Genomic DNA, 26,389 nt, shown 5'->3' on the forward strand with positions numbered 1-26,389 from the left:
CGGCGTCGGCCGGAGTGCGCCGTGGCGGTGGCGAGGGCGTCAGCCCCGCTCGCCCTCGTCGTCGCCCTGCCGCTTCGGGGCTGCGTCTCCGTCGGCCTTCCCCTCGTCCGCCTCGGCGTCCTTGCCGTCGTCCTTGCCGTCGCCCTCCTGCCGCTTCCGGTCCGCCGCCGCCTCCTCCCGCTTCCGCTTCTCCTCCTCCTGCTTCTTCTCCTCGTCCGGCTTCTTCCCGCCCTCCGTGTCCTGCGGGAACGTGAGCTCCTTGCTCATCCACTCCATCACCGGCCCGATCTCCCGGCGCCAGGTGGAGAACTGGTGGCTCCCCTCGGGCAGGACGATCGTCGCGGTGCGGAGCTTCTTCTCGGCGGCCAGGCGCAGGAACTCCTCGGTGTCGTGGAAGTTCTTCTCGCCCTTGCGGCTGGTCGCGAGGAGCAGGGAGACGGGCGGGGTCGGGAGGTTGCGGAGGCGCCACATCAGGTCGTGCTCGCGCTTGCGCTGCTTGCCCTTCTCGCCGCCGCCGAAGAGGTCGCCGGTGGCGATGTCGTTCTTGACCGAGAGGTCTCCGGAGAGGGAGGCGGCCACCGGGTAGACGTCAGGGGCACGCATGGCGAGCTGGAGGGCGCAGGTGCCGCCGGTGGAGTAGCCCATGATCCCCCAGGCGGTGGCGTCCTGGCCGACCCGGTAGGTGCTGCGCAGCGCGTCGGGGAGGTCCTTGGTCAGGAAGGTCTCGGCCTGCGGGCCGTCCGGCACGTCGACGCACTCGGTGTCGCGGGGCTGCGCGATCGTCGGGCTGATCATCACGATGACCGTGGGGGCCATCTTCTTCTCCTCCAGGAGGCGGGCCGCGTTCAGCGGCACCTGGAGGTTGCGGGCGAGGCTGACCCGGCCGCCCGGGTAGCCGCTGACGACGACCATGACGGGGAAGTGGGCGCGCTCGTACTGCTTCTGGAAGTACTCGGGCGGCAGGTAGACGTACGCGGAGTTGACGGCCAGGGTCCGCTTGCCGATGACGCGCACCGAGCGGACGGCGCCCACCTTGTCCTCGGGTCCCTTGGGGTACCCGGCGAACTTCTCGACCCTTTCGCCGCCGGTGGGCTGGATCAGGCCGTCCTTGGTCTCGCTGACCGAGGCGCGGGGGCCGGTCCCGCTGTTCATCTGCGTCACGTTGACGGGGGCCTTGTCGACGCGGCCGAGCAGCTGGTTCCAGGTGCCGAAGAAGCCGACGCTGGAATTGACCACCAGCAGCACGGCGGCCATGATCGACAACTGCGTCAGCAGGATGGCGCCGAGCCGGCCGAACACCGGCAGCACTCCCCGCCCGGAGAGCCGCGGCCAGATCCACACCATGAGAGCCACACACAACACGGCGGCGAACGCCACCGTGTACATCAGCGACCTGCTGGTCAGGCCCATGCGGTTCTCACTCCCTGCCTCCGGTTTCCGTGGGTACTCACGTTCGGTTCCGCCGGTTCATCGGATAAGAGGCGAGAAAGGGCCGACAGGGTTGCCCTGCCTCCTGTTTCTTCCCCGGCCCTTCCCTGCTCGTTTCCTGCCCGTTTCCGGTTCGGGCCCCCGGCCTCCCCGGGGGTTCCCGTAGCGGAAGGGACGCCCGGAAGGCCCCGAACACCTGGCGCGGTCTGGCCGAACGCGGCCTTCCGCCGGATGGTGGAGAAAGGTTCCGCGGGGGCGGGCCGGGACACCGGTGGAGGTGGAGGGCATGCCGAACGACGCCGCCAGGGCGGTCACCTCGGGGGCGAACCCCTGGCTCAGTGGCTTGTTCGAGCCGGTGCGCGAGGAGATCACGGCCCTCGACCTCCCGGTGACCGGCCGGCTGCCGGACGCGCTGCGCGGCCGCTACCTGCGCAACGGGCCGAACCCGCTCCAGGTGGACGATCCGGCCGCCCACCACTGGTCCGCCGGGGAGGGCATGGTGCACGGCGTCCGGCTGCGGGACGGGCGGGCCGCCTGGTACCGCAACCGCTGGGTGCGCTCCGACGCGGTGGCCCGGCGGCTGGGCGAGAAGGTGCTGCACGGGCCCCGGCACCTGGTGGACTTCGCGCCCAACACCCACGTCCGCCGGTTCGCCGGGCACCTGCTGACCCTGGTCGAGGGCGGGGCGCTCCCCTACGAGCTGGACTCCGAGCTGGACACGGTGGGCCCGTTCGACTTCCACGGGACGCTGCCCGGCGGGCTGGCCGCGCACACCGTCCTCGACCCGGCCACCGGCGAACTGCACGCCGTCGCCTACTGCCCGGCCTGGCCGTACGTGCAGTACCTGGTCGCCGGGACGGACGGCCGGATCCGCCGGCACGTCGAGGTGCCGGTGACGGGCCGGCCGATGATGCACGACTTCTCGCTCACCGAGCACCACGTGCTGCTCTACGACCTGCCGGTCGCCTTCACCCTCGGCCCCGGCCTCTCGGTGGCCGCCTTCGGCTGGGACCCCGACCGCCCGGCGCGGCTCGGGGTGCTGCCCCGGGAGGGGAGCGCCCGGGACGTGCGCTGGCTGGAGCTGGAGCCGTGCTTCGTCTACCACGCCATGAACGCCTATGAGCGGGACGGGCTGATCACCGTCCATCTGGCCCGCTACGAGCGGCTGTTCGACGGTACCCGCAAGGGCCTGGACAAGCAGCCCGCCCATCTGGAGCGCTGGACCGTGGACCCGGCCGCGCGGACCGTCCGGCGGCTCCGGCTGGACGACCGCGCGGTGGAGTTCCCGCGCATCGACCCGCGCCGGCCGACCCGGGAGCACCGTTACGGGTACGCGGTGCGCGAGCCGCTGGGCGAGGACCGGGCCGGGTTCGGCGTCGGGCTGCTCAAGTACGACCTGGAGCGCGGGACCTGCGACGAGTACCCGGTGCCGCCGGGCGGCGACGTCGGCGAGGGCGTGTTCGTACCGGCGGCGCCCGGGGCGGCGGAGGACGACGGGTGGGTGTTGGCCTACGCCTTCGACCCGGAGCGCGGGGCCACCGATCTCCTGGTGCTGGCGGCCCGGGACTTGGCGGCGGGACCGGTCGCCCGGGTGCACCTGCCGGTGCGGGTACCGGTCGGGGCGCACGGCGATTGGATCCCGGATCCGGGGTAGACGAAGGGCAGCGCTCCGGTGGCTGGACCGGGCCCGGCGCGAACGGGACCAGCCCTGGCCCCGGACCCGGTGCGAACGGGACCAGCGAGGAGCACGTTACTGACGAGGCGTTAGAGCTAGCCTTACCGGAGTCGCACAGTAGGTACATTCCAGACAAAGGTAAGGATTTCTCCTCATGGGAATTCGCAGCCTGCTGCGGAACGCGTTCGGCCGGTCGAAGCCGGGTGACGACGGAAGGCCCGGCCTCCCCCAGCAGAGCACCGCCCCCGCCCCTACGGCGGACACGGCCGCCGCCCCGGCGTCCGTCCCCGCCCAGGCCACCACCGACCGGATCCCCGACCCCGGTCCGCTGCACCCCGTCCCCGGGCCGCCCACCCCGGGCCCGCGCCCCGACCCGGTGCCGGACCCGGAGCCCGCCCCGACGCCGATGCCCGAGCCCAAACCCGTACCGCAGCCGGAGCCCGTCCCCACCCCGGACCCCAACCCGGTGCCCGAGCCGGCGCCGGGCCCCGAGCCGGAGCCGTCGCCTGCGATGGCGGCGGCGGCCGCGTCCCCGGCGGCCGTGGCGGCACCGGTCGCACCGGCCGTCCCGGAGGCCGCCCCGGGGGCCGTCCCGGGCCCCGCCGCGCCGCCCACCGCGTCCCCCGCCGGCGGCGGGCGCGGTTCCGCCATCAGCCTGGAGAAGGTCAAGAGCTCCGCCCCCGGCCTGGTCAGCCTCTACAAGTCGGCGGGCGTCTCGCTGCGCAAACGCGGCCTCGCCGGACAGCGGGCCGCCGTCTACCTCGTCCTCGACCGCTCCGGCTCGATGCGCGAGTACTACAAGGACGGCAGCGTCCAGCGCCTCGCCGAGCAGGTGCTCGGCCTCTCGGCGCACCTCGACGACGACGGGGTCGTTCCCGTCGTCTTCTTCTCCACCGAGGTCGACGGCGTGGCCGAGCTCGACCTCACCGACTACACGGGCCGCATCGAGGAACTCCATTCCTCCCTCGGCCACATGGGCCGCACCAACTACCACCTCGCCATGCGGGAAGTGATCAAGCACTACAAGAAGTCCGGGGCCACCGACCCGGCGTTCGTCGTCTTCCAGACGGATGGTGGCCCCTACAGCAAGTCCGCCGCCGAGAAGGCGCTCTGCGAGGCCGCGAAGCTGCCGATCTACTGGCAGTTCGTGGCCTTCGGCGACCCCGAGGGCAAGGGCTTCGACTTCCTGCGCAAGCTGGACGCGCTGCCCGTGCCGGAGCGCCGCGCGGTGGACAACGCGGGCTTCTTCCACGCGGGCCGCGACCCCAAGGGCCTCTCCGACGAGCTGCTCTACGAGGAGCTGACGGCCGGGTTCCCCGCCTGGCTGGAGGAGGCCCGCGGGGCCCGGGTCATCCGGCAGCGCACCGGCTGACCCCTGTCCCGGCGCGCCTGCCGCCCTGATCCCTGGCCCCTTGGCCCCTCGGCCCCTCGGCCCTTGGTCAGGCCACCCGGGAGCCGTCCCAGCCGGACGGGGACGGCCCCCGGAGCCGGGGAATCCGGCAATTGGGGCGACGGAGAGTAACCGCCTCACCGAACGCACCGCGTAAGCACGGCGCCCGCACAGATCACCCTCCGTACTCCGCCTCTCGCTGATCAGAAGCCGCTGAAGTGGGCATCGTAGGGGTGTGAACGATGAATTCCCCCTCGGCAGCTACGTCGTCGACACCCGCACCGGCCGGCTCGGGCAGGTCATGGACACCCACGCCGGTTACGTTCAGCTACGGCCGCCGCGCGGCGGGATCGAGTGGTCCTGCCCGCCGTCGGCCATCCGGTTCCCGTCCGACGCCGAGGCGGAGGCTCAGGTTCCGGCCCAGCCCCAGGCCGGTACGGCGAGCGGCGGGCGGTCCCCCGAGCGGACCGGAGGCCGGACCGGTGGAGGGGCGGAAGCGGGCGGCAACGCCGGGGAGCGCGGCTGGAGTCGGTGAGCCCGTGCGGCGCCTCCGGCCCCGTGACCCGGCCGCGGCGGCCCGCCCGCGAGCCCGGCACCGGGCCGTCATGAACGCCGCGCTGCCGCCGCCTGGTACTCGGATACGCTAAAGGAGCCTGTGGACACAGGGTCACAGGCTCCGTACCCGAGCACCGACCAGGGAGCAGCCGGCATGGCTCGACACCTCATCACCAGCGCCCTTCCGTACATCAACGGGATCAAGCACCTGGGCAACATGGTGGGGTCCATGCTCCCGGCGGACGTGTACGCGCGCTACCTGCGCCAGACCGGCCGCGAGACGCTCTACATCTGCGCCACCGACGAGCACGGCACCCCGGCCGAACTGGCCGCGAAGGAGGCCGACCTGCCGGTGGACGCGTACTGCGCCCAGCAGCACGAGGCGCAGAAGGCGATCTACGACGGCTTCGGCCTCTCCTTCGACTACTTCGGCCGCAGCTCGTCCGCGCAGAACCGTGAGATCACCCAGCACTTCGCGCGGCAGCTGCAGAAGAACGGGTTCATCGAGGAGCGCGCGATCCGCCAGGTGTACTCGCTGGCCGACGAGCGCTTCCTGCCCGACCGCTACATCGTGGGCACCTGCCCGCACTGCGGCTACGACAAGGCGCGCGGCGACCAGTGCGAGAACTGCACGCGCGTGCTGGACCCCACGGACCTGATCGACGCCCGTTCGGCGATCAGCGGCAGCAGCGACCTGGAGGTGCGGGAGACCAAGCACCTGTTCCTGCTGCAGTCCAAGCTCCAGGGCGAGGTGGAGGCGTGGATCGACGAGCAGGGCAAGGACTGGCCGGTCCTCGCCTCGTCGATCGCCCGCAAGTGGCTGACCGAGGGCCTGCACGACCGGGCCATCACCCGCGACCTGGACTGGGGTGTTCCGGTCCCGGCCGACACCTGGCCGGAGCTGGCGGCCGAGGGCAAGGTCTTCTACGTCTGGTTCGACGCCCCGGTCGAGTACATCGGCGCCACCAAGGAGTGGGCCGACGAGCTGCCGGCGGAGCGCGACTGGAAGTCGTGGTGGTACGAGGCGTCGGACGTCCGCTACACGCAGTTCATGGGCAAGGACAACGTCCCGTTCCACACGGTGATGTTCCCGGCGACGGAGATCGGCACCCGTGAGCCGTGGAAGCGGGTCGACTACGTCAAGGCCTTCAACTGGCTGAACTACTACGGCGGCAAGTTCTCCACCTCGCAGCGGCGCGGTGTCTTCACGCACGACGCGCTGGAGATCCTGCCGGCCGACTACTGGCGCTACTTCATGATGGCCAACGCCCCCGAGTCGGACGACACCTCGTTCAGCTGGGAGCTGTTCTCCGCGACGGTCAACAAGGACCTGGCCGACGTGCTGGGCAACTTCGTCAACCGCGTCCTGTCCTTCTCCCGCAAGCGGTTCGGCGACGAGGTGCCGGCCGGCAGCGAGGCGGGCGCGGCCGAGACGGAGCTGGGCCGGGAGGTCGCGCGGCTGCTCGCCGAGTACGAGGGCCACATGGAGGAGATGCAGTTCCGCAAGGCGGCGCAGGCGCTGCGCGCCCTGTGGAGCGCGGGCAACTCCTACCTGGAGACCAAGGCGCCCTGGCTGGAGATCAAGACCGACCCGGACGCGGCGGCGCTGACGCTGCGCACGGCGATGAACCTGATCCACCTGTACTCGGTGGTCTCCGAGCCGTTCATCCCGGCGACGGCCGCCGCGATGCGGTCGGCGTTCGCGCTCGGCGCGGACGAGCGGACCTGGGTGACGCAGGACGAGGCCCGCTCGCTGTCGTCCGTCCCGGCCGGTACGCCGTTCACCGTGCCGCCGGTGCTCTTCGCGAAGATCACGGAGGAGGACCTGGAGTCCTACCGCGAGCGCTTCGGCGGGGGCGACGAGGCGGCCTGACGCGCTCCTCGAACCCTTACGCGCAGGGCCCGGAACCCCAGGTTCCGGGCCCTGCGCCGTATCCGCTCGGTACGCGTTGATCGTTCGGCAATCGTTCGTTGAGCGGGGCACGCCAGGCTGTGAGGTGTTGGCCGTGGGGGAGACCGAAGGAAGACCGGACCAGTGTTGGATGACCGAATCACCGTGAGCGTGCACGCCACCGACGAGGTGGGCCGCGCCCGACTCGTCCGCGGCCTGCGGACCCTGCCCGGCATCCGGGTGGTGAGGAACGGCGCGGCGGTGCAGATCCTGCTGCTCGGGCGGCACGACCGCGACGCCGCGGGCGAGCTGCGCCGGCGCGGCGCCGGCAGCTGGGCGCCGCTGCTGGTGGTGGCCGACGGGCTCGGCGACGCGGAGCTGATGGCCGTGTGGGAGTACGGCGCGCGGACCGTCCTCCCGATGCACCGGGTCACCCCGCGGCGGCTGGGCCGGGCGGTGCACGCGGCGGCCGGCTGCTGTCCGCGCGAACCGCTGCCGGATCTGGGTGTGCTGGTATGAGCCGGCCGTCGGCTCCCCACGGGGGTGGGGGCCGCCCCGGCCACTCGGAACATCCGGGACGCCCCGGCCACCGGAGCGCCGGTACCGGAAGGACGACGCGGAAGGGCCCGGCACATCGGCGCCGGGCCCCTCGTCGTACGGCTCTCGCGGTTACTTCACCGTCGGCGGCTTGCGCAGCGAAAGGTGCAGCTCCTTCAGCCGGGACTCGTCGACCTCGCTCGGGGCGCCCATCAGCAGGTCCTGGGCGTTGCCGTTGAGCGGGAAGGCGATGGTCTCGCGGATGTTGGGCTCGTCGGCCAGCAGCATCACGATGCGGTCGACGCCCGGGGCGATGCCGCCGTGCGGCGGGGCGCCGAACTTGAACGCGCGGAGCATGCCGCCGAACTCGCGCTCGACCTCCTCCTGCGAGTAGCCGGCGATCCCGAACGCCTTGTACATGACCTCGGGCTCGTGGTTCCGGATGGCGCCGGAGGAGAGCTCGACGCCGTTGCAGACGATGTCGTACTGCCAGGCGAGGATGTCCAGCGGGTCCATCGTCTCCAGGGCCTCGAGGCCGCCCTGGGGCATGGAGAACGGGTTGTGGGAGAACTCGATCTTCCCGGTCTCCTCGTCCTTCTCGAACATCGGGAAGTCGACGATCCAGCAGAACCGGAAGACGTTCTCCTCGAACTGGCCGGCGCGCTTGGCGGCCTCGACGCGGACCGCGCCCATGATCTTGGAGACCTCGTCGAACTCGCCCGCGCCGAAGAAGACGGCGTGGCCGGCGGCCAGGCCGAGCCGCTCGGTGAGGACCTTGACGTTCTCCTCGGTGAGGAACTTGGCGATCGGGCCGGACAGCGTCCCGTCCTCGCCGACGCGGACCCAGGCCAGGCCCTTGGCGCCCTGCTCGACGGCGAACTCGCCCAGGCCGTCGAAGAACTTGCGCGGCTGGTCCTGCACGGACGGCACCGCGAGGGCGCGCACGTGCTTGCCGGCGAACGCCTTGAACTCCGAGCCCTCGAAGACGTCGGAGATGTCCACCAGTTCCAGCTTGGCGCGCAGGTCCGGCTTGTCGGAGCCGTACTTGAGCATCGCCTCGCGGAACGGGATGCGCGGGAACGGCGAGGTGACGTGGCGGCCGTTGCCGAACTCCTCGAAGAGCTCGGTCATGACCTTCTCGATCACCTGGAAGACGTCCTCCTGCTCGACGAAGGACATCTCCATGTCGAGCTGGTAGAACTCGCCCGGCGAGCGGTCGGCGCGGGCGTCCTCGTCGCGGAAGCAGGGCGCGATCTGGAAGTAGCGGTCGAAGCCCGCGATCATCAGCAGCTGCTTGAACTGCTGCGGCGCCTGCGGCAGGGCGTAGAACTTGCCGGCGTGCAGCCGGGACGGCACCAGGAAGTCGCGCGCGCCCTCGGGGGAGGTGGCCGACAGGATCGGGGTGGCGAGCTCGTTGAAGCCCTGCGCGGTCATCTTCTCGCGGATGGCGCGGATGACGGCGCCGCGCAGCATGATGTTGCGGTGCATGCGCTCGCGGCGCAGGTCGAGGAAGCGGTACTCCAGGCGGCGCTCCTCGTTGACGCCGTCCTCGGTGTTGATCGTGAAGGGCAGCGGCTCGGCGGCGCCCAGCACCTCGACCTCGGTGACCTCGACCTCGATCTCGCCGGTGGGCAGCTCGGGGTTGACGTTCTCGGCGCCGCGGCTCATCACGCGTCCGTCGATGCGGACGACGGTCTCCTTGGTGAGCCGGCCCAGCGCCTCGTTGGCGGGGGTGCCGGGGCGGGCGACGAGCTGCACGAGACCGTGGTGGTCACGGAGATCGATGAAGAGGATGCCGCCCAGGTCGCGCCGATTGTGCAGCCAGCCACTCAGCCGCACGTCGGTGTCGACGTCAGCCGCACGGAGCTCGCCGCAGGTGTGGGACCGGTAACGATGCATCGTTCATCCAAGTCGTGGTCGAAGGCGTGGTTCGAGGGGCGCGCTGCACTGGCTCGCCGCACTGGGTTAGCGTGCATACAGCACTGAGCAAGGGTACTGCCCCACCCGCCATCGGTGGTCTGCACCGAGCGAACCCACATAAAGTGGGGCAATGCGCACCGAGGATGTGCTGGCCGCCGTCGCGACCGGCCTGTGGCACTGGGACCGGGCCACGGGACGCGTCACCTTCGACGCCGAGGCGGCCCGGCTGCTGGGGCTGCCCGCCGAACGGACGGAGCTGCCGGAGTCGGCCGCGCGCGCCCGGTTCCACGCGGTGGACTGGGTGGAGTTCCAGGGCGTGCTCAGCGTCGCCGTCTCGGAGGACGCGCTCGCCGAGGCCCGCATCCGGGTGGTGGACGAGGAGGGCCGGGTACGCCGGACGGTCCGCGCCCGCACCCGGCAGCCCGCCCACGGCGGCGCCCAGACGCTCGTCGGCACCCTGGAGGAGGTCCCGGAACCGCACCCCGGCACCTCGCCCGCCCGGACCACCGTCACCGGCGACTGGCGCCGCAACCGGGAGGCGTTCCTGCTGGACGCGGGCCGGGCGCTGGCCGAGGCCCGGTCCACGGCCGAGGTGCTGCGGGTGGCGGCGGGACTGTCGATGCCGGGCTTCGAGCCGTCGGCGCTGGCGGTCTTCGGCACCGACGGCGGCCGGGTGACGCTGATCGGCCACCACGGCTACGCGCTGGAGGACGTCGCGGCGTTCCTGGAGATACCGCTGGACGGCAACCACCCGGCGCCCGAGGTCGTCCGCACCGGCCGGGCCATCTACATCCCCTCCCCCGAGGACTACGCCCGCCGCTTCCCGAAGGTCTGGCCGCTGGTGGCCGGGTTCGGCCGGCGGTCCTGGGCCTTCCTGCCGCTGATCAACGCCGGGCAGACGATCGGCGCCTGGATGGCCGGCTTCAGCGTGCCGGTGGCCTTCACCCCGGACGAGCGGTCGGTGCTCACCACGGTCGCCCGGATGCTGGCGCAGGCGCTGAGCCGGGCGAGCGTCCACGAGTCGGAGAAGGAGCTCTCCGTCGGCCTCCAGCGCTCGATGATGCCGACCGTCCAGCCGGACATCCCCGGGATGACCGTGGCCGCCCGCTACGTGCCGACCGGCGGCGGCCTGGAGGTGGGCGGCGACTGGTACGACATGATCCCGCTGCCCTCCGGCCGGCTCGCGCTGGTCATCGGGGACGTCCAGGGGCACGACGTACGGGCCGCCGGGCTGATGGGCCAGCTCCGCATCGCGCTGCGCGCCTACGCCTCGGAGGGGCACCACCCGGACGCCGTCCTCTCCCGCGCCTCCCGCTTCCTGGCCGGCATCAACGAGAGCGGCCTGTCCGGCGTCGACGACGGCGTCCCCCAGGACCCGCGCTTCGCCACCTGCCTCTACATCGAGGTGGACCCGGCGACCGGGCTGCTGGTCATCGCCCGGGCCGGCCACCCGGACCCGGCGATCCGGATGGGCGACGGCACGATGCTCGTCCGCGCCACCGCGGGCGGCCTGCCGCTGGGCATCGACCCCGACACCGACTACCCCACCACCCGGCTGCTCCTGGAGCCCGGCGAGACGATGCTGGTCTGCACCGACGGCCTGATCGAGACCGGCGGGCACGACCTGGAGACCGGCTGGTCCCGGCTGCGGGAGGTGATCGAGGGCGAGCGGGCGGAAGGCGACCCGGAGTTCCTGGAGACGCTCGCGGACGCCCTCGTCCAGGCCGTCCACGGACCGTCCTCGCACTACACGACCGGTCCGCTGGTGGACCGGCGGGAGGACGACATCGCGCTGCTCCTGCTCCGCCGCGAGGCGCCCGCCCGCGCCGCCGCGCGGGCCGCGGAGCCGCCGTCGCGGCGGACGGTGATGAGCATCGCCCAGGCCGAGCCGGAGCGCATCGCGGAGGCCCGGCAGCAGGTGCGGGACCTGATGCACGACTGGCCGGACGCCGACCAGACCGACTCGGCGGTGCTCATGGTCTCCGAGATGCTCACCAACGTGCTGGTGCACACGGACGGGGACGCGGTGCTGAGGGCGTCCGTGTCCGGGAAGCGCGGGCACCGGCGGGTGCGCGTGGACGTCGCGGACACCAGCGACGAGCTGCCGCACCGGCGCCACCCCGGCGAGATGGCCTCGTCGGGGCGCGGGCTGGTGCTGATGGAACTGCTCGCCGGGGCCTGGGGGTGGACCCGCGGGGCGAGGGCAAGAACATCTGGTTCGAGCTGTACGAGGCGGGGCGGCCGTCGCCGGACGAGCTGGCGGCGATCACCTGACGCGTCGGGGGTGTGCGGCGGTGGAGCGTGGGGCGGTGGAGCGTGGGGCGGTGGGGGCTCACCCCCTGAACCGGGTGAGCCCCCACCGCGTCTTGGGCGCCCCTCCGGGTGGGCCCGGAGGGGCCGGGTCCGCGCGGGAGGGGCGGGCCCGATTTCTTCCCCCGCGCCGGGTGAGGGGAACACCGACCGCCTTCACTCGTTGGAGTGATTCACCGGATGAATGGACCGGTTCACCGGCGGGAGTGGCGGCCGCGTCCCGGGAAGGCGGCCTCAGGCCGCCGGGATCGTCCCCAGCCGCCCGGCCTTGAAGTCGTCGAAGGCCTGGGCGAGTTCCGCGTGGGTGTTCATGACGAACGGGCCGTAGTGCATCATCGGCTCGCGCAGCGGCAGCCCGCCGAGCAGCACCACCTCGAACCGCTCGCCGCGGGAGTCCTGGACGTCCCCGGCCTGAACCACGAGCGCGTCCCCGGCTCCGAAGACCACCGCCTGCCCGCTGCGGAACGGCCGCCGCTCGGTGCCGGCCGTGCCGTGCCCGGCCAGTCCGTAGGCCAGCGCGTTGAAGTCGGGCCGCCAGGGCAGCACCAGGCGGGCGCCCGGGCTGAGCGAGGCGTGGATCATCGTTATCGGGGTGTGCGTGGCGCCCGGGCCTGCGTGGCCCGCGACGTCCCCGGCGATCAGCCGGACCAGCGCGCCGCCGTCCTCCGAGGCGAGCAGCTTGACGTTGCCGCCGCGGATGTCCTGGTACTTGGGCGCGATCATCTTGTCCTTGCGGGGCAGGTTGACCCACAGCTGGAGGCCGTGGAACAGCCCACCGGAGACCACCAGTTCCTCGGGCGGTGTCTCGATGTGCAGCAGCCCGGAGCCGGCGGTCATCCACTGGGTGTCGCCGTCGGTGATCACGCCGCCGCCCCCGTGCGAGTCCTGGTGCACGAAGGTGCCGTCGATGATGTACGTGACGGTCTCGAAGCCGCGGTGCGGGTGCCAGGGGGTGCCCTTCGGCTCCCCGGCCGCGTAGTCCACCTCACCCATCTGGTCCATCATGATGAACGGGTCGAGGTGCCGGTAGTCGATCCCGGCGAAGGCCCGGCGGACCGGGAAGCCCTCGCCCTCGAACCCGGCGGGCGCGGTGGACACCGCCAGCACCGGGCGGGCCGCCGGGCCCACGGGTGCCGTCACGCGCGGCAGGGTCAGCGGGTTCTCCGCAGTTACAGCAGGCATGTCGCCCTCCTTCGGACGCTCCGTCCCCCGGGTCGCCTCCAATTTAGTTGAAGACTGAACAACCCGCAAGGAGTGGGTGTTCCCCGCCGGTCTCCTGGGACACTTGATCAATGCGCGCCAGATCCGCCCGGCCCGGACCGCGGCCCGGCCCCGGCAAGGCCGGGTACACCGTCCTCTTCGCCACCGTGCTGGCCCTGGCCCTGCTGGGCGTCCTGGCGGCGACCCGCGGCGCGGCCACCGACGGGCCGCTGGCCTCCGGCGCGTCCTCGGGGCACTACGCGGAGCCGGAGGCCGCTGGGGACGCGGCCGCGGACGCCATGGCCTCGGCGGTACGGATCGAGCCCGGTGGGCCGGGACGGGCCGCGGCACGGTCGGCCGACCGGGGAACGGACCGGGGGGCGCGTACGGACCCCCTCCCGCCCTCCGAGCCCCTGGAGGCCGCCCCTCAGGACCCCTCGCCCGCCATCGGCCCCCTCTTCTACACCGACCAGGACCGGCCCGGCCACGGCTGCACCGCGAGCGTCGTCCACAGCCCGAAGGGGAACCTGCTGGTCACCGCCGCGCACTGCGTCCACACCGACGGCTTCCGCACCGACATCGCCTTCGCCCCCGGCTACCACGACGGCGAGGCCCCCTACGGCGTCTGGGTCCCCACCTCGATCGACGTCGACCCCGAGTGGATGTCCGACCGGGACGAGGACCACGACGTCGCGTTCCTGCGGGTGCGCCAGGCCGGCACGGACGCGCGGGTGGAGGACGTCACGGGCGCCGAACGCATCGCCTTCCACCCGGCGGTGGACCGCCCGGCCCGGGTCCTCGGCTACCCGGGGGACGGCGAACGGCCGCTGGCCTGCCAGAGCGTGGTGCGGCGGGAGAGCGCTTCACAGCTGCGGTTCGACTGTGCGGGGCTGCCCGGGGGACGAGCGGGAGTCCGCTGCTGACGGATGTGGACCCCGGGTCGGGGCTGGGGACCGTGGTGGGGGTCCTGGGCGGGAAGGACGAGGGTGGGGACGACGAGGTGTCGTACAGCTCGTACTTCGGGGACGCGGTGGAGCGGCTGTACCGGCGGGCGACCGCCGGGTGAGGGTGCCCCGGACCCTCCCCCGAGGGGGCACCCCCATTTCGCCGTTTCCCGGGGAGGTCCCCGGGGCGCCCACCCTCAGCCGTACATCCGCCGCATCGCGAAGTCCACCATCTGCTCGACCGCCTTCGCGTCGAACACCATCCGGTGGTCCCCCTCCATGTCGAGCACGAACCCGTACCCCGTCGGCAGCAGATCGATCACCTCCGCCCCCGTGATCACGAAGTACTTCGACTCCTTGCCCGCGTAGCGCCGCAGCTCCTTCAGGGAGGTGAACATCGGGATCACCGGGTGCTGGGTGTTGTGCAGGGCGAGGAAGCCGGGGTTCTCGCCGCGGGGGCAGTAGACCTTGGAGTTGGCGAAGATCACCTGGAAGTCCTCGGCGGACATCGAGCCGGTGGTGAAGGCCCGTACCGCGTCGGCGAGCGACGGCGGGGACGGCTCGGGGTAGAGCGGCTGCTCGCCGTAGCCGCCGGGCTGCTGCGGCGGCGCGTAGCCCTGTTGTCCCACGTTCTGGTCGTAGCCGTACATGGGCCAAAGCGTAACCAGTCACAGTTGGCCCAACAGGGGTTGCTTCTTATTACCGGTGGGTAGCATCATGCAGATTACCGATCGGTACGCACTCGGTAAGCACGAGGAACGCCCTCCCGTCACCCCTTACGGAGCCGTTGTCATGGGCCACTACAAGTCGAATCTCCGCGACATCGAGTTCAACCTCTTCGAGGTGCTCGGCCGCGACAAGCTGTACGGCACCGGCCCGTTCGCGGAGATGGACGTCGAGACCGCCAAGGACATCCTGTCGGAGATCGCCCGCCTCTCGGAGAACGAGCTGGCCGCCTCCTACGCCGACACCGACCGGAACCCGCCGGTCTTCGACCCCGAGACCAACACCGCGCCGATCCCGGACACCTTCAAGAAGAGCTACCAGGCGTACATGGACGCCGAGTGGTGGCGCCTGGGCATCCCGGAGGAGATCGGCGGCACGGTCGCGCCGCGCAGCCTCCTGTGGGGCTTCGCGGAGACGATCCTCGGCGCCAACCCGGCCGTGTGGATGTATTCCTCGGGCCCGGCCTTCGCCGGTGTGCTGTTCGCGGAGGGCACCGAGCAGCAGAAGCACATCGCGAAGATCGCGGTCGAGAAGCAGTGGGGCTCGACCATGGTCCTCACCGAGCCGGACGCCGGTTCGGACGTGGGCGCCGGCCGCACCAAGGCCGTGCAGCAGGAGGACGGCTCCTGGCACATCACCGGCGTGAAGCGGTTCATCACGTCGGGTGAGCACGACATGGCCGACAACATCCTCCACTACGTGCTGGCCCGCCCCGAGGGCGCCGGTCCGGGCACCAAGGGCCTGTCGCTCTTCCTCGTGCCCAAGTACGAGTTCGACTTCGAGACCGGTGAGCTGGGCGCCCGCAACGGCGTCTACGCCACCAACGTCGAGCACAAGATGGGCCTCAAGGCGTCCAACACCTGCGAGATGACCTTCGGCGACAAGCACCCCGCCAAGGGCTGGCTCATCGGCGAGAAGCACGACGGCATCCGCCAGATGTTCATGATCATCGAGTTCGCGCGGATGATGGTCGGCACGAAGGCCATCGCCACCCTCTCGACCGGTTACCTGAACGCGCTGGAGTACGCCAAGGAGCGCGTGCAGGGCCCCGACCTGGCCAACTTCATGGACAAGACGGCCCCCAAGGTCACCATCACGCACCACCCGGACGTCCGCCGCTCGCTGATGACGCAGAAGGCGTACGCGGAGGGCATGCGCGCCCTCGTCCTCTACACGGCCGCCGTCCAGGACGAGATCCTGGTCAAGGAGGCCGCGGGCGAGGACACCAAGGCGCTGAACGGCCTCAACGACCTGCTGCTGCCGATCGTCAAGGGCTACGGCTCCGAGAAGTCGTACGAGCAGCTGGCGCAGTCGCTCCAGACGTTCGGCGGCTCCGGGTACCTCCAGGAGTACCCGATCGAGCAGTACATCCGCGACGCCAAGATCGACACCCTCTACGAGGGCACCACCGCCATCCAGGGCCAGGACTTCTTCTTCCGGAAGATCGTCCGCGACCAGGGCCAGGCGCTGACCACCCTCTCCGAGGAGATCAAGAAGTTCCTCGCCGAGGCCGCCGGCGGCGAGGAGCTGGCCGCCGCCCGCGAGCAGCTCGCCAAGGCCGCCGGGGAGCTGGAGGCCATCGTCGGCGCCATGCTGACCGACCTCGCCGCCACCGAGAAGGACGTCAAGTCCATCTACAAGGTCGGCCTCAACACCACCCGCCTGCTGATGGCCTCCGGTGACGTCGTCGTCGGCTACCTCCTCCTCCGCGGCGCGGCCGTGGCGGCCGAGAAGCTGGCGTCCGCCTCCGCCAGGGACAAGGCGTTCTACACCGGCAAGATCGCCGCCGCGAAGTTCTTCGCCGCGAACGTCCTGCCCGCCGTCTCGGTCGAGCGCACCCTCGCCGAGAACGTCGACCAGTCGCTGATGGAGCTGGACGAGGCCGCCTTCTGACAGCCCCCGCTTCTCGACGCACGAGGCCCGCTCCGCGCCGGAGCGGGCCTCCGCGCGTTCCCGCCGCGACCCTTGCCGCGCTCCTTATCCTGAGGCCATGAGCACTGCGCACCGCTTCGACCGCGGCCACACCGACGACCTCATGTCCTTCCTGGCGGCGAGCCCCTCGCCGTACCACGCGGTGGCCAACGCCGCGGCCCGGCTGGAGAAGGCGGGTTTCCGGCAGCTCGCGGAGACGGACGCGTGGGACGCGTCCACGGGCGGCAAGTTCGTCATCCGCGGCGGTGCGCTCATCGCCTGGTACGTACCCGAGGGCGCGACGGCCGCCACCCCCTTCCGCATCATCGGCGCGCACACCGACTCCCCCAACCTGCGCGTCAAGCCGCGGCCCGACACCGGCGCGCACGGCTGGCGCCAGATCGCCGTCGAGATCTACGGCGGCACCCTGCTCAACACCTGGCTCGACCGCGACCTGGGCCTCTCCGGGCGGATCACGCTGCGCGGCGGCGAGCACCGGCTCGTCCACGTCGACCGCGCGCTGCTGCGCGTCCCGCAGCTCGCCATCCACCTGGACCGCGCCGTCAACGAGGGCCTGACGCTGGACCGGCAGCGGCACATGACGCCGCTGTGGGGCCTGGGCGACGTCCGCGAGGGCGACCTCGTCCGCTTCGTCGCCGAGGAGGCGGGCGTCGGCGCCGACGAGATCACCGGCTGGGACCTGATGACGCACAGCGTCGAACCCCCGTCGTACCTCGGCCGCGACCGCGAACTCCTCGCCGGGCCGCGGATGGACAACCTCGTCTCCGTGCACGCCGGCACCGCCGCGATGGCCGCCGCCGTCAGCTCCGAGGCGCTGCCGTACATCCCCGTCCTCGCCGCCTTCGACCACGAGGAGAACGGCAGCCAGTCCGACACCGGCGCCGAGGGCCCGCTGCTCGGAAACGTCCTGGAACGCTCGGTGTTCGCGCGCGGCGGGGCGTACGAGGACCGGGCGCGCGCCTTCGCCGGCACCATCTGCTTCTCCTCCGACACCGGCCACGCCGTGCACCCCAACTACGCGGAACGGCACGAGCCCGGCCACCACCCCGTCGCCAACGGCGGCCCCATCCTGAAGACCAACGCCAACCAGCGCTACGCGACGGACGGCGGCGGGCGGGCCGCGTTCACGGAGGCGTGCGACCGGGCCGGCGTGCCCTGGCAGCACTTCGTCTCCAACAACTCCGTCCCCTGCGGCAGCACCATCGGCCCGATCACCGCCGCCCGGCACGGCATCGCCACCGTCGACATAGGCATCGCTATCCTCTCCATGCACTCCGCCCGCGAACTCTGCGGCGCGGACGACCCGCATCTGCTCGCCTCGGTGCTCACCGCCTTCCTGGCGGGCTGACACCCCGTCGGAGTCCTGGCCTCGAACCGGCGGTACCCACGGGCGGGTTGGCGCGGTGCGCACCACCGATCCACCACATCCCACCCGGGGGAACCCATGACCCACCGCCTCCTGCGGACCACCGCCGTCGCCCTCACCGCCGCGGCCGCCCTGACCCTCACCGCCTGCGGCGGGGGCGGTGGCGGCGGCGGCAAGGGCGACGGTGACGGCAAGAGCGACCAGGCGGCGGCGACGCCCTCCGACGCGCCGTCCGGCGCCGCGGGCGAGGACAGCGCGGGCAAGGGCGCCAAGAAGGGCGACGCCTGCGCCCCCGCCGACGTGAAGGTCGACGCCCGGCCGGCGAAGAAGCCCGCCGGCGCGCTGCTCCTCGTCGCCACCGCGAAGAAGGAGTGCACCGCCTACGGCTTCCCCTTCCTCCGCTTCGACAAGGACCAGGCGACCGCCGACATGGACGCCGCCAGCAAGCCGAAGGAGCCGGTCCGGCTGTCGCCCGGGAAGGCCGCCTACGCCGGCGTCCGGCCCACCTCCCCCGACGGCGGGACGGCCCGCGAGGCCAAGGAACTGTCCGTCGGCCTCCAGGCGGCGAACGGGGATCCGGTCGAGGGCGGCGAGGTCCCGGCGGCGCTGCCGGGCGGGAAGCTGCGGATCGACGATTCGGTGCGGACGTCGTACTGGGTGACGAGTGAGGCGGCTGCGCTGGGCGGGTGAGGGGCGCCCCGGTCCTCCCCCAGAGGGGGACCCCCACTTCGCCGATTCCTGGGGGCTGTGCCCCCAGACCCCCCTTATCGCGGCTGCGCCGCTCGTCCTCAAACGCCGGACAGGCTGGATAGCGCGCCCGGGCACACCACTCAGCCCGTCCGGCGTTTGAGGACGAACGCGGCGCAGCCGCGTTGCCGGGGTGCGGGCCCTCCCGCAGAAACGGAGAAAGGGCGGGACGGGGGCACATCCCCTCCCCACCCGGGGGTAGGCGCGTGGATGAACGACCGACCCCACCCGGAAGGAGTCATGCCATGGGCATGGGATGGTGCATCGGTCTCATCGCCACCGGCGCGATCCTCACCTTCGCAGTCGACTGGCACATGCAAGGCGTCAACCTCACCCTCGCCGGCCTGATCCTCATGGCCGCCGGCCTCATCGGCCTCAACGCGTACGTCGCCGTCTTCAAGCGCCGCCGTACGCAGCCGCCGCCGCCCGCGGCGCCGGTGGTCGAGGAGGACCACCGGTTCGTCCGCTGACCCCCTGACGGGAAATCAGGCGTCGAACCCGGCCAGGACCAGCGGCAGCCGGTCCGCCCCGCCGGGAACGACCCGGACGGGAACTCCCCAGTCCTGCTGGTGCACATGGCAGGCGGGGTACTCTCCCCCAGAGGGGGTGCCCCCAGCAGGGTCGTCGTCGCAGGACGCGGCCATCGCCGACACGTGCAGCACGCCCTCCCCGACGCCGTCCGCGAGGACGACGCGCCGGGCGAGGTCCGTGCCCGCGCCGGCGCCCTCGGCGAGCAGCTCCGGCGGCGTGGCACTGACCAGCAGCCGCGTGGACGGCCCGTACCGGGTGTCCAGCTTCTGGCCGGCCGGCGCGTGGAAGACGACGTCGAGCAGCAGCTCGCCGGGCGCGACCTCGGTCGCCTCGCGCCGGGTGCGGTGGGCCACGGACTCGACCCGTACCGCCTCCTCCGGCAGCCGCAGCCGCGTCAGCCGGTGCCGGGCGGACTCGACGACGACGATGTCGTCACCGTCGAGGACCGCGTCGGAAGGCTCGCGCAGGTCGGTCGCCAGCGTGGTGACCTGGCCGGTCGCGGGGTCGTAGCGGCGGAGCGCGTGGTTGTAGGTGTCGGCGACGGCGACCGAGCCGTCGGGCAGAGCGGTGACGCCCAGCGGGTGCTGGAACAGGGCCTGCGCCGCGTCGCCGTCCCGGTGCCCGAAGTCGAACAGCCCGGTGCCGACGGCGGTCCGGACCGCGAAGCCGTCGCCCTCGCGCTCGACGTAACGCAGCGCGGACGTCTCCGAGTCCGCGACCCACAGCCGGTCCTCCGCGGCCGCCAGCCCGGACGGCTGGGCGAACCACGCCTCCCCGGCGGGCCCGTCGACCAGGCCCTCGTTGGTGGTGCCGGCCGCCACCCCGACGGTGCCGGCGGCCGGGTCGTAGGCCCACAGCTGGTGGACGCCGGCCATGGCGATCCAGAGCCGGTCCGCGAACCAGGCCAGGTCCCACGGCGAGGACAGGTCGACCTCGCGCGCCGGCCCCTCGGTGGCCGCGCCCTGCCACCACTGGCGGCCGGTGCCGGCCAGCGTCCCGACCTCGTGGGTCTCCGGGTCGTAGACGCGCAGCGCGTGGTTGACGGTGTCGGCGACGGCCACCCGCCCGTCGGGCAGCAGCGCGAGCCCCTGCGGCTCGCTGAACCGCGCCGGGCTGTCACCGAACCCGCGCTCCCCCGTACCGATCCGCCGGACGACGGTCTCGCCGTCCGCGGCGAGCTCGACGAGCTGGTGCCGGGTGGTGTCCGAGACCAGGTACGTACCTCCGGGCAGGGCCAGGACCTTCCCCGGGAAGCGCAACTCCCCCGCGACCGGCTCCGGGGCCACGTAGGGGTGTCCCCGCGCCGCAGCGTCCCCTTCGCCTCGTGCTCCGCCTCCAGCTCGGCGACCAGCGTCTCCAGCGCGTGCGCGTGCCCCTCGCCCGCGTGCTGCGCCACCACGTACCCCTCGGGGTCGACGACGACGAGCGTGGGCCAGGCCCGGACGGCGTACTGCTTCCAGGTGACGAGCTCGGGGTCGTCCAGTACGGGGTGGTGGACCCCGTACCGCTCGACGGCGTCGACGACGGCCTGGTGCTCGGCCTCGTGCACGAACTTCGGCGAGTGCACCCCGATGATCACCGTGGTGTCCCGGTGCTTCTCCTCCAGCTCCCGGAGCTCGTCCAGGACGTGCAGGCAGTTCACGCAGCAGAACGTCCAGAAGTCGAGGATCACGATCCGCCCGCGCAGCGCGGCCAGGGAGAGCTCCTCGCCTCCCGTGTTCAGCCAGCCACCGGCACCGACGAGCTCGGGAGCGCGGACACGGGGACGACGGGGAGCGGGCGAAGCGGCGTTCATGACACCAGGGTGCCATCCGCTTGTGAACGCGGGATCACAACCACCTGTCGGGGTCAGGCGGTCGGCCCCGCCCGCGCGCCGGTGGGAGGAACACGTCGAAGGTGCGCGCGAGCGTCCGTACAACGGCCCCGCCCGCACACCGCGAGAGGATCAGCGGACGACTCAGCCGAGGCCGATCCCGGCCTGTGCCTTGATCGTGGCCACGGCGTCACCGGTGAGCCACCGGAGCGGCACGACGGTCCAGCGGTCGCCGTTGCGCATGATCAAGGCGTTGCCGTCCTCGGTACGCCCGATGTGCACGAACCCGTGGTCGCGTCGCAGATCTTTCGCCAGGTGCTCGCCGTGGATCACGCGCTATTTCCCTTCGCGCTCCTCATCGCCGGCCATGCTGCTGTAAACGCTACCGTTCCGGGAGACTTGCGTAGCGGGGTCGGTGGCCTGGTCACGGTTCTCGTCCGGGTCCCAGCGGTCGTCCTTCCCCTTGTTCATGGACCCGTACTCCTTTCGGGTCGGTGCTGTGTGGGCACAAGGGCGTCCTCACGCCGTTGTGCGGTGTCGGCGATGCGCCGGGTCTCGACCGCAGCACGGAACCCGACGCCGTCACGTCGGCCTGTGCGGGACCTGCGCCAGGTGTTCTCTCCACCCTTTGCGGTAGTCGGCGGCCTCGCGGCGAACGGCGTCGGCTTCATCCTGAAAGCCTTGGACACGGGCCCATTGGGCGCGCCCCATAGCACCGTTGACAGCGCTGCGGTACCGACCGCAGATCCCGCACTCGTCCCGCGTCGGGTACATGGGCGGGCCACTGGTGTGCGACACGGCGGGCGCGCACTCCAGGGCGGCCTGCGGTGCATTTCCTCGCTTGACCATGCCGGTGATCCTCCTGCCGGAGGAGTGCACCCACCAGCGGCCCCGTGTAGGCCAGGTGTCGGCCAGACTGAGGGCATGACGGGAAACGTCGCGGCCAACATCAGGCGGTTCCGCGAGCAACGCGGCTGGAGTCAGGCGCGGTTGGCACGGGAGGTGTGTCTCCTCGCCGGCGTTCAGGGGCAGCCGGTCGGGCGACAGGAAGTCAGCAGGTGGGAAACAGGGAAGCGGACGCCTCGTGAGTGGTTGCCGTTCATCGCCGCGGCTCTTGGGGTGCCTGTGCAAGCGCTCAGGGCGTCACGGGATCCCGTGGAGCCGCCCCCACCTTCGTTGACCGACTACCTGCCCGAGGGCGATCCGCTCGCTTCACTCGGTGCTCGTGAGGGACGACGCGTCGGTGTGGCCGCCGTCGCCGACTTGCGGCAGCGTGTGCACGGGCTCAGGCTCGCGGACGATGTGATCGCGGGGGGAGACTTGTTGCGCCCCGCATTACGCGAGTTCGGCTCGGCTGTACGGCTGTTCAGGGAGGGGACCCACACGGAGGCCGTGGGCCGGTCGCTGCTCGGCGTCATCGGGGAGCTGGCGCAGATCGTCGGGTGGATCGCGAGTGACGCCGGCCGGCACGCGGAAGCCGAGCGGATCTACCGGCTGGGGCTGTCGGCAGCGCACACGGCGGGCGATACGACCCTGGCGGGCAATGTGCTGGGCTCTCTCGCCTACCAGCGCACGAACACGGGGGACGTACGGGGAGGGCTCGGCATGGCCCGCGCGGCCCTTGAGACCGCCCACGAGGCACCGCCACGGGCGCGCGCCCTGTACCTGGACCGTGTGGCGTGGGCGCATGCCAAGGCCGGGGAGGACCAGGCCGCCATGAGGGCCGTCAGCGAAGCCGGCGAGGCGCTGGCGGGCCACGGCGGGGAGGACGAACCCGGCTATCTCTACTGGGTGGACGCCGGAGAGCTGCGGGTCATGGAGGCACGCGTCTACACGGAGCTGCGCCGTCCGCTTCGAGCCGTCCCTGCGCTCCGGGACGTCCTCGGCCGCTACGACGCGACGCACACGCGGGAACTCGCGCTCTACCTGTCGTGGCTGGCCGTCGCTCTGGCCGACGCCAACGAGCCGGAGGAAGCGGCGGCGACGGCGGAGCGGGTCATGACGCTGTCCGCCGGCCTGGCCAGTGACAGGACGGCACGGCGCGCCAAGGTCGTGCTCTCGCGACTGGAGAGGTTCGGCGACGTTCCGGAGGTGCGAGCCCTCCTCGGTGGTGCCGCTTGAAGCCCCCTCCGGGCGCGCGGCCCGCCCTCGCCCCTACGGACGGGCCTGGGCTCGACGTGGAGATCACCGCACAGACTCCGGCCCCCGGGAGGGGCCCGCCCTCGCCACCGCGGCGGGAACCAGGGCTCGACGTGCAGGTCACCGCACGTACACCGGCCCCTGGCAGGGGACCCGTCCTACCGCCCCAGCACCCGGTTGCGCAGCGCCGGGAACTCCTCGCGCGTCCTCGCCACGCGGCCCATGTCCAGGTCGGCGGTGAGCACCTGCTCGTCCGGGCCGGCCTCGGCCAGGGTCTCTCCCCAGGGGTCGATCACGAGGCTGTGGCCCGCCTGCTGTACGCCCGCGTGCGTTCCCGCCGTGCCGCAGGCCAGGACGTACGCCTGGTCCTCGACGGCCCGGGCGCGGGCCAGCAGGGTCCAGTGGGCGCGGCGGCGTTCGGGCCAGCCGGCGGGGACGACGAGGGTTTGGGCGCCGGCGTCGACGAGGGCCCGGAAGAGTTCGGGGAAGCGGAGGTCGTAGCAGGTGGCGAGGCCGAGGACGGTCTCCGGGAGGGGGGCCGTGACGATGTCGTGGCCCGCGCTCAGCAGGACGGCCTCGCCCTGGTCGAAGCCGAAGAGGTGGATCTTGCGGTAGGTGCGGGCGAGCGTGCCGTCGGGGGCGAAGAGGAGGGAGGTGTTGAACAGGGCGCCGTCCGGGTCGCGTTCGAGGATCGAGCCGGCGTGCAGCCAGACGCCCGCGTCCCGCGCGGCGGCCGACATCGCCGTCGCCGTGGGGCCGTTCAGCGGCTCGGAGCCCGAGGCGAAGGAGTCGAACGCGAAGGCGCCGACCGTCCAGAGCTCGGGGAGGACCACCAGGTCACGGCCCCGCTGGGCGCGGACGAGACCGGCCGCGCGCTGCCGCCGGGCGTCCGTCGTCTCCGCCGGGTCCACGGCGAGCTGGATCAGGGAGACGCGCACAGTACCACCACTCTCGGCCCGGGAAACCTCTGCCGTGCTGCCCGTGCGCAGCGTAACTTAACTGCTGAGACCCAGACAGCACTTGCCCCGTAACCATGCCGCCGAACGCTCGCACCGCACGAGGGATCACGTGACCGTCCACCCCAGTCTGCAGCCCGCCATCGACGCCTGGACCCATTCCATCGAAGCGATCAACGAGTTGGTGAAACCGCTCGCCGAGGGCGACTGGAACCGGCCCACGGAGTGCCCGGGGTGGTCGGTGCGGGACGTCGTCTCGCACGTGATCGGGGTGGAGAGCGAGATGCTGGGCGAGCCCCGGCCGATCCACACGCTGCCCCGGGACCTGTTCCACGTCACCGACGAGTTCTCGCGGTACGTGGAGGTGCAGGTCGACGTGCGGCGCTGCCACACCGCGCTGGAGATGACGTCCGAGCTGGAGTTGACGATCATCCGGCGGTCGCGGCAGCTGCGGAACGAGACGCGGTCGCCGGGGACGCCGGTGCGCTGGCCGTTGGGCAGGGGGCCCGAGCGGACGCTCGAAGACCAGCTGACCATGCGGGCCTTCGACGTGTGGGTGCACGAGCAGGACCTGCGGCGGGCGCTGGGCGTGCCCGGCAACCTGGACTCGCCGGGTGCCCTGGTGGCCCGTGACGTGCTGCTGGCCGGGCTGCCGAAGGTGGTGGCCAAGGGCGCGGGGGCGCCGCCCGGCAGCGCGGTGGTCGTGGACGTGCACGGGCCGGTGGAGTTCCTGCGGACCGTACGGGTCGACGCGGAGGGGCGGGGCACGCTCGACTCCAGCGTGTCCCTCGGGCCCGCGGCGACGCTCGCCATGGGCTGGGAGACGTACCTCCGGCTGGCCTGCGGACGGGTGCGGCCGGAGGGGGTGCCGGGCCGGGTCTCGGCGGAGGGCGATCCCCGGCTGGCGGAGGCGATCCTGCGGACGTTCGCGGTGACGCCGTAAGGGAATTCCCCCTCGGGCCGCTCCCGAGGGCTCCCCGGGGACTCCCCTAGGGGTCCGCCTAGGGCTCCGCCCCATAGGGCCGTCCCGCCCCGCCCGTCACACCGGCACGTGCACCGTCTCCACCCGCGACGCCACCACCCGTTCCCGCTCCCGCCGCCGGACCCGGTCGCGCAGCCGCAGGATCTGGGCCAGGCCCGCCGCCTGGACGGCGAAGAAGGTGGCGAAGGCGGCCCGGTAGTCGTCGTCGGTCGCGTCGAGGATGACGCCGATGGCCAGCAGGGTGGTGATGGACGCGGTGAAGCCGCCCATGTTGACGATGCCGGACGCCGTGCCCTGCCGCTCCGGCGGGTTGGCGGGCCGGGCGAAGTCGAAACCGATCATGGAGGCCGGGCCGCAGGCGCCGAGGACCGTGCACAGGGCGATCAGCAGCCACATGGGGGCGTGCGGTCCGGACCAGGCCAGGGTGGCCGCCCAGAGGAGCGCGGTCGCGCCGATCGTGCCGAGGACGAGCGGCAGCCGGGCGGCGTGGTGGCGGGCGACGATCTGGCCGTAGACCAGGCCGACGGCCATGTTCACCAGGACGACGAGGGTGAGCAGCCGGCCCGCGGTCTCCCGGCTCAGCCCCTCGGCCTCGACGAGGAACGGCATGCCCCACAGCAGCAGGAAGACGATGGCCGGGAACTGCGTGGTGAAGTGCACCCACATGCCCAGCCGGGTGCCGGGCTCCCGCCAGGCGCGGGTGATCTGCTGCCGGACGTAGCCGGCGCCCGGGTGCGGGGCGGGCTCCGGTTCGTACCCCGCCGGGTGGTCCCGGAGGAAGACCAGGAGCAGGACGAGGACGACGACGCCGGCCGCCGCGCTGCCCCCGAACGTCGTGGTCCAGCCGCGGGAGTGCAGCAGCGGGGCGAGGACGAGGGTGGAGACGAGGTTGCCGGCCATCCCGAACAGCGCCGCCACCTGGGCGACCATCGGCCCGTGCCGGGCGGGGAACCAGCGGGCGCCGAGCCGCAGGACGCTGATGAACGTCATCGCGTCACCGCAGCCGAGGAGGGCGCGGGCGGCGAGGGCCATCGCGTAGGAGTGGGAGAGCGCGAAGCACAGCTGGCCGGCGGTGAAGAGGACGGCGCCGAGGGCGAGCACCTTCTTGGTGCCCATGCGGTCGACCATCAGGCCGACGGGTATCTGCATGCCCGCGTAGACGAGCAGTTGGAGTATGGAGAACGTCGACAGGGCCGAGGCGTTGATGTGGAACCGCTCGGCCGCGTCGATCCCGGCCACGCCCAGGCTGGTGCGGAAGACGATGGCGACGAAGTAGACGCCGACCCCGACGCCCCACACCGCCGCCGCCCGCCGGCCGCCCGGCGGGTCCCGGGCAGCCCCGGGCAG

The 26,389-nt window shown here is 72.3% G+C and carries 21 protein-coding genes and 3 pseudogenes; 15 read left to right on the top strand and 9 right to left on the bottom strand.

Translation table 11 applies throughout. The features are described from left to right. Window positions 1-39: 39 nt before the first annotated feature. Window positions 40-1,410 carry an alpha/beta hydrolase gene (locus ACQEVS_RS16660; RefSeq protein ID WP_433021200.1) on the bottom strand — a complete coding sequence of 457 codons (1,371 nt, stop codon included), beginning with the start codon at window positions 1,408-1,410 and terminating at the stop codon, window positions 40-42. Window positions 1,411-1,714: 304 nt separating this feature from the next. Here ACQEVS_RS16660 and ACQEVS_RS16665 point away from each other — a divergent pair, with 304 nt between their 5' ends. From ACQEVS_RS16665 to ACQEVS_RS16685, 5 genes are all read left to right on the top strand, one after another. After that, window positions 1,715-3,082 carry a carotenoid oxygenase family protein gene (locus ACQEVS_RS16665; protein WP_433021202.1) on the top strand — a complete coding sequence of 456 codons (1,368 nt, stop codon included), beginning with the start codon at window positions 1,715-1,717 and terminating at the stop codon, window positions 3,080-3,082. A 175-nt stretch (window positions 3,083-3,257) separates the two neighbouring features. Continuing rightward, window positions 3,258-4,475 (top strand): VWA domain-containing protein, encoded by a 1,218-nt coding sequence (locus ACQEVS_RS16670; protein WP_433021204.1) that lies wholly within the window; start codon window positions 3,258-3,260, stop codon window positions 4,473-4,475. Window positions 4,476-4,728: 253 nt separating this feature from the next. Further along, the gene (locus ACQEVS_RS16675; protein WP_433021206.1) at window positions 4,729-5,028 is read left to right on the top strand and encodes a hypothetical protein; all 300 of its coding nucleotides are present in this window, start codon (window positions 4,729-4,731) and stop codon (window positions 5,026-5,028) included. 174 nt (window positions 5,029-5,202) lie between these two features. Next, window positions 5,203-6,921: a methionine--tRNA ligase gene (gene metG, locus ACQEVS_RS16680; protein WP_433021208.1), complete on the top strand. Its 1,719-nt coding sequence runs from the start codon at window positions 5,203-5,205 to the stop codon at window positions 6,919-6,921. A 162-nt stretch (window positions 6,922-7,083) separates the two neighbouring features. Continuing rightward, window positions 7,084-7,458, top strand: a complete 375-nt coding sequence (locus ACQEVS_RS16685) for a DNA-binding response regulator (protein ID WP_433021210.1) — start codon at window positions 7,084-7,086, stop codon at window positions 7,456-7,458. Between the two features lie 150 nt (window positions 7,459-7,608). Here ACQEVS_RS16685 and aspS read toward each other — a convergent pair whose 3' ends face one another. Further along, window positions 7,609-9,375: an aspartate--tRNA ligase gene (aspS, locus tag ACQEVS_RS16690; protein WP_433021212.1), complete on the bottom strand. Its 1,767-nt coding sequence runs from the start codon at window positions 9,373-9,375 to the stop codon at window positions 7,609-7,611. Between the two features lie 151 nt (window positions 9,376-9,526). Here aspS and ACQEVS_RS16695 point away from each other — a divergent pair. Then, a pseudogene (locus tag ACQEVS_RS16695) lies at window positions 9,527-11,670 on the top strand (ATP-binding SpoIIE family protein phosphatase). 270 nt (window positions 11,671-11,940) lie between these two features. Here the strand turns inward: ACQEVS_RS16695 and ACQEVS_RS16700 are convergent. Further along, window positions 11,941-12,888, bottom strand: a complete 948-nt coding sequence (locus ACQEVS_RS16700; protein ID WP_433021214.1) for a pirin family protein — start codon at window positions 12,886-12,888, stop codon at window positions 11,941-11,943. 110 nt (window positions 12,889-12,998) lie between these two features. Between ACQEVS_RS16700 and ACQEVS_RS16705 the strand changes: the two genes are divergently transcribed. Continuing rightward, complete coding sequence (locus ACQEVS_RS16705) at window positions 12,999-13,829, top strand: trypsin-like serine peptidase (protein ID WP_433021216.1); 831 nt, start codon at window positions 12,999-13,001, stop codon at window positions 13,827-13,829. 5 nt (window positions 13,830-13,834) lie between these two features. Continuing rightward, window positions 13,835-13,972, top strand: a complete 138-nt coding sequence (locus ACQEVS_RS16710; protein ID WP_433021218.1) for a hypothetical protein — start codon at window positions 13,835-13,837, stop codon at window positions 13,970-13,972. Between the two features lie 75 nt (window positions 13,973-14,047). Here ACQEVS_RS16710 and ACQEVS_RS16715 read toward each other — a convergent pair whose 3' ends face one another. Next, the gene (locus tag ACQEVS_RS16715; RefSeq protein ID WP_185940286.1) at window positions 14,048-14,500 is read right to left on the bottom strand and encodes an SseB family protein; all 453 of its coding nucleotides are present in this window, start codon (window positions 14,498-14,500) and stop codon (window positions 14,048-14,050) included. 142 nt (window positions 14,501-14,642) lie between these two features. Between ACQEVS_RS16715 and ACQEVS_RS16720 the strand changes: the two genes are divergently transcribed. The 4 genes from ACQEVS_RS16720 to ACQEVS_RS16735 all read left to right on the top strand — a co-directional run bounded on the left by ACQEVS_RS16720 (window position 14,643) and on the right by ACQEVS_RS16735 (window position 19,091). Beyond that, the gene (locus ACQEVS_RS16720; RefSeq protein WP_433021220.1) at window positions 14,643-16,469 is read left to right on the top strand and encodes an acyl-CoA dehydrogenase; all 1,827 of its coding nucleotides are present in this window, start codon (window positions 14,643-14,645) and stop codon (window positions 16,467-16,469) included. Between the two features lie 97 nt (window positions 16,470-16,566). Continuing rightward, window positions 16,567-17,856 carry a M18 family aminopeptidase gene (locus ACQEVS_RS16725; RefSeq protein ID WP_433021222.1) on the top strand — a complete coding sequence of 430 codons (1,290 nt, stop codon included), beginning with the start codon at window positions 16,567-16,569 and terminating at the stop codon, window positions 17,854-17,856. A 96-nt stretch (window positions 17,857-17,952) separates the two neighbouring features. Next, the gene (locus ACQEVS_RS16730) at window positions 17,953-18,564 is read left to right on the top strand and encodes a DUF4232 domain-containing protein (protein WP_433021224.1); all 612 of its coding nucleotides are present in this window, start codon (window positions 17,953-17,955) and stop codon (window positions 18,562-18,564) included. Between the two features lie 302 nt (window positions 18,565-18,866). Continuing rightward, the gene (locus ACQEVS_RS16735) at window positions 18,867-19,091 is read left to right on the top strand and encodes a DUF6458 family protein (RefSeq protein WP_433021226.1); all 225 of its coding nucleotides are present in this window, start codon (window positions 18,867-18,869) and stop codon (window positions 19,089-19,091) included. Window positions 19,092-19,106: 15 nt separating this feature from the next. Here ACQEVS_RS16735 and ACQEVS_RS16740 read toward each other — a convergent pair. The 3 genes and pseudogenes from ACQEVS_RS16740 to ACQEVS_RS16750 all read right to left on the bottom strand — a co-directional run bounded on the left by ACQEVS_RS16740 (window position 19,107) and on the right by ACQEVS_RS16750 (window position 21,436). After that, window positions 19,107-20,947: pseudogene (locus tag ACQEVS_RS16740) on the bottom strand (NHL domain-containing thioredoxin family protein). A 162-nt stretch (window positions 20,948-21,109) separates the two neighbouring features. After that, on the bottom strand, window positions 21,110-21,298 hold the full coding sequence (locus tag ACQEVS_RS16745) for a hypothetical protein (RefSeq protein WP_433021228.1): 189 nt from the start codon (window positions 21,296-21,298) through the stop codon (window positions 21,110-21,112). Window positions 21,299-21,301: 3 nt separating this feature from the next. Beyond that, window positions 21,302-21,436 carry a hypothetical protein gene (locus ACQEVS_RS16750; RefSeq protein WP_433021230.1) on the bottom strand — a complete coding sequence of 45 codons (135 nt, stop codon included), beginning with the start codon at window positions 21,434-21,436 and terminating at the stop codon, window positions 21,302-21,304. Window positions 21,437-21,889: 453 nt separating this feature from the next. Here ACQEVS_RS16750 and ACQEVS_RS16755 point away from each other — a divergent pair. After that, window positions 21,890-22,093 (top strand): annotated as a pseudogene (locus tag ACQEVS_RS16755) (helix-turn-helix transcriptional regulator); the annotation flags it as partial. Window positions 22,094-22,288: 195 nt separating this feature from the next. After that, complete coding sequence (locus ACQEVS_RS16760; protein WP_433027617.1) at window positions 22,289-23,086, top strand: hypothetical protein; 798 nt, start codon at window positions 22,289-22,291, stop codon at window positions 23,084-23,086. Between the two features lie 176 nt (window positions 23,087-23,262). Here ACQEVS_RS16760 and ACQEVS_RS16765 read toward each other — a convergent pair whose 3' ends face one another. Continuing rightward, window positions 23,263-24,042 carry a carbon-nitrogen family hydrolase gene (locus ACQEVS_RS16765; protein WP_433021232.1) on the bottom strand — a complete coding sequence of 260 codons (780 nt, stop codon included), beginning with the start codon at window positions 24,040-24,042 and terminating at the stop codon, window positions 23,263-23,265. Between the two features lie 130 nt (window positions 24,043-24,172). Here ACQEVS_RS16765 and ACQEVS_RS16770 point away from each other — a divergent pair, with 130 nt between their 5' ends. Further along, the gene (locus tag ACQEVS_RS16770) at window positions 24,173-25,003 is read left to right on the top strand and encodes a maleylpyruvate isomerase family mycothiol-dependent enzyme (protein ID WP_433021234.1); all 831 of its coding nucleotides are present in this window, start codon (window positions 24,173-24,175) and stop codon (window positions 25,001-25,003) included. Between the two features lie 96 nt (window positions 25,004-25,099). Here ACQEVS_RS16770 and ACQEVS_RS16775 read toward each other — a convergent pair whose 3' ends face one another. After that, window positions 25,100-26,389 carry an MFS transporter gene (locus ACQEVS_RS16775; RefSeq protein WP_433027620.1) on the bottom strand — a complete coding sequence of 430 codons (1,290 nt, stop codon included), beginning with the start codon at window positions 26,387-26,389 and terminating at the stop codon, window positions 25,100-25,102.

The sequence above is a fragment of the Streptomyces sp. CA-181903 genome (genome assembly GCF_050937075.1).
Classification (GTDB): Bacteria; Actinomycetota; Actinomycetes; order Streptomycetales; family Streptomycetaceae; genus Streptomyces.

Coding starts and splice junctions, on each gene's coding strand:
- ACQEVS_RS16660 (WP_433021200.1), bottom strand. CDS start 1,410: ATGGGCCTGACCAGCAGGTCGCTGATGTACACGGTGGCGTTCGCCGCC.
- ACQEVS_RS16665 (WP_433021202.1), top strand. CDS start 1,715: ATGCCGAACGACGCCGCCAGGGCGGTCACCTCGGGGGCGAACCCCTGG.
- ACQEVS_RS16670 (WP_433021204.1), top strand. CDS start 3,258: ATGGGAATTCGCAGCCTGCTGCGGAACGCGTTCGGCCGGTCGAAGCCG.
- metG (WP_433021208.1), top strand. CDS start 5,203: ATGGCTCGACACCTCATCACCAGCGCCCTTCCGTACATCAACGGGATC.
- aspS (WP_433021212.1), bottom strand. CDS start 9,375: ATGCATCGTTACCGGTCCCACACCTGCGGCGAGCTCCGTGCGGCTGAC.
- ACQEVS_RS16700 (WP_433021214.1), bottom strand. CDS start 12,888: ATGCCTGCTGTAACTGCGGAGAACCCGCTGACCCTGCCGCGCGTGACG.
- ACQEVS_RS16705 (WP_433021216.1), top strand. CDS start 12,999: ATGCGCGCCAGATCCGCCCGGCCCGGACCGCGGCCCGGCCCCGGCAAG.
- ACQEVS_RS16715 (WP_185940286.1), bottom strand. CDS start 14,500: ATGTACGGCTACGACCAGAACGTGGGACAACAGGGCTACGCGCCGCCG.
- ACQEVS_RS16720 (WP_433021220.1), top strand. CDS start 14,643: ATGGGCCACTACAAGTCGAATCTCCGCGACATCGAGTTCAACCTCTTC.
- ACQEVS_RS16725 (WP_433021222.1), top strand. CDS start 16,567: ATGAGCACTGCGCACCGCTTCGACCGCGGCCACACCGACGACCTCATG.
- ACQEVS_RS16730 (WP_433021224.1), top strand. CDS start 17,953: ATGACCCACCGCCTCCTGCGGACCACCGCCGTCGCCCTCACCGCCGCG.
- ACQEVS_RS16735 (WP_433021226.1), top strand. CDS start 18,867: ATGGGCATGGGATGGTGCATCGGTCTCATCGCCACCGGCGCGATCCTC.
- ACQEVS_RS16750 (WP_433021230.1), bottom strand. CDS start 21,436: ATGAACAAGGGGAAGGACGACCGCTGGGACCCGGACGAGAACCGTGAC.